We start from the raw sequence: 1,090 nt of genomic DNA on the forward strand, positions 1-1,090 counted from the left end.
GTCTGACCCGCCGCCCTACCCGCCGACACCCGTGCGGCCCCTCCCGGACCGTCGGGAGGGGCCGCACGGGTACCGCGGCGGGTTCAGCCCTGCCGGACCGTCTCCGCGTGCTGGGCGGCGTGCGAGAGGGTGGCCAGGCTGTTGCGGCCCAGCGCCTCGCGCAGGTAGGCGCGGGCGTCGGCCAGCGTGGCCTGCTCGCCCAGCACCTCGGCCACCGCCTCGGGGTTGATCGCGACGGTGTGCCGGGCCGTCACCACGGCCGAGCCGTCGCCCGTGCCGAAGGACCAGAGCCCGCTGTGGCCGAGCAGCAGCTTCGGCGCCACCAGCTGCTTGTAGGCGATCCACTCGCCGTCCCGGCAGACCCGCACCGAGCGGGTGGTGTGCGCGGAACCGTCGGCGGTGACGGTGTCCATCTCCAGCTCCTGCACCCCGGGGGTGGGCTCGCTGAGCCGGACCCGGCGCACGTGCGGCAGCAGGTCCGCCCAGCGGTCCGCCCGGTCGACGAACGCGTAGACGTCCTCGGGGGCGCCCGCCAGCTCGACGGTGTCGGTGAACGAGAAGACCACGTCCTCCACCGGGTGCCCGTACTCGGCCAGCCGGACCAGTGCGGCCAGCTCCTCGGGGCTGTTGCGGTCCAGCGCCTCGGTGATCCACCGCTCGGTGGCCGGGTCGCCGTCCACCGCCGAGAAGTGGTGCAGCAGCACGATCTCGGTGCGGCCGTCCGGCAGCTCCTGGAAGAGCCACTCGCCGCCCATCGAGCCGATCGGGGCCCGGCTGCGCTCCTGGTCGAAGGTGATCCGCAGGGCCTGCGGGTCCAGCGTGCGCCGGGAGACCCAGCTGCCCACCTCCCCGTTCACCACGGCCCAGATCTCGAAGCGCTCCCAGCCCTCGCCGCGCTCCAGCACCTCCACGTGCACGCTGGGCCCGAACACGGCCGGCCACCGGGTGACGTCGGCCACCAGCGCGTAGAGCGCGGCCGGTGGAGCGGCCGCGACCGCGGTGTGCCGGGTGTGGATGATCTGACGTTCCGTCATCGACTGCTCTCCTGGCTCAGTGGGTCGGCTCCGGCCGCTCCCGCGCGGTGCGGGAG

1 protein-coding gene is annotated in these 1,090 nt (G+C 74.5%); it reads right to left on the reverse strand.

Features of this window, described 5'->3' with window-relative positions; genetic code table 11:
- Window positions 1-83: 83 nt before the first annotated feature.
- Window positions 84-1,034, reverse strand: coding sequence for an aromatase/cyclase (locus ACFW1A_RS40610; protein WP_380418786.1), 951 nt, complete (start codon window positions 1,032-1,034; stop codon window positions 84-86).
- Window positions 1,035-1,090: the final 56 nt, after the last annotated feature.

It is taken from the genome of Kitasatospora sp. NPDC058965 (genome assembly GCF_042741245.1).
GTDB lineage: Bacteria > Actinomycetota > Actinomycetes > Streptomycetales > Streptomycetaceae > Kitasatospora.

What these genes read in the sequence shown, in the direction of transcription:
- ACFW1A_RS40610 (WP_380418786.1), bottom strand. Translation starts at nt 1,034, where the DNA reads ATGACGGAACGTCAGATCATCCACACCCGGCACACCGCGGTCGCGGCC.